The organism is Streptomyces sp. ADMS, assembly GCF_033441795.1.
Taxonomy (GTDB): Bacteria; Actinomycetota; Actinomycetes; order Streptomycetales; family Streptomycetaceae; genus Streptomyces.
In genome coordinates this window covers 1-596 of record NZ_JAVFVX010000383.1, presented here as the reverse complement: position 1 = coordinate 596, position 596 = coordinate 1, and the positions used below count along the sequence as shown (strand labels likewise).

Annotated in this window: 1 protein-coding gene and 1 pseudogene; both read left to right on the top strand. The window is 71.1% G+C overall.

Annotation, left to right across the window (positions count from 1 at the left end; translation table 11 throughout):
• Window positions 1-332: pseudogene (locus RB628_RS41170) on the top strand (phosphoadenosine phosphosulfate reductase family protein); the annotation flags it as partial.
• Between the two features lie 2 nt (window positions 333-334).
• Window positions 335-596, top strand: a 262-nt coding sequence (locus RB628_RS41165; protein ID WP_318325738.1) for a GTP-binding protein, incomplete at its 3' end; no start/stop codon positions are given.

Below are 596 nucleotides of genomic sequence, written 5' to 3'. Positions count from 1 at the left end.
ACGTGTGGCAGTACATCGCCCGCGAGGGCATCGAGCTGCCGGACATCTACTTCGCCCACTACCGGGAGGTGTTCCGGCGGGGCGGGATGTGGCTGACCGCCGGTGAGTGGGGCGGGCCACGGGCGGGCGAGGCCGTCGAGAAGCGCCGGGTGCGGTACCGCACCGTCGGGGACATGTCCTGCACGGGCGCCGTCGACTCGGACGCGAGCACCCTGGATGCCGTGATCGCGGAGATCGCCGCGTCCCGGCTCACCGAGCGGGGCGCGACCCGCGCCGACGACAGGATGTCCGAGGCCGCGATGGAAGACCGCAAGCGCGAGGGGTACTTCTAGCCATGACCAGCACCATCGAAGCGACGAGCACCATCGACACGGCCATGACGGTCGACACGCTGCGGTTCGCCACCGCCGGGTCCGTCGACGACGGCAAGTCCACGCTCGTGGGACGGCTGCTGCACGACTCCAAGTCGGTGCTCGCCGACCAGCTGGAGGCCGTGGAGCGGGTCTCGCTGGGGCGCGGTCAGGACACTCCCGACCTGGCACTGCTGACGGACGGGCTGCGCGCCGAGCGCGAGCAGGGCATCACCATCGACGTGG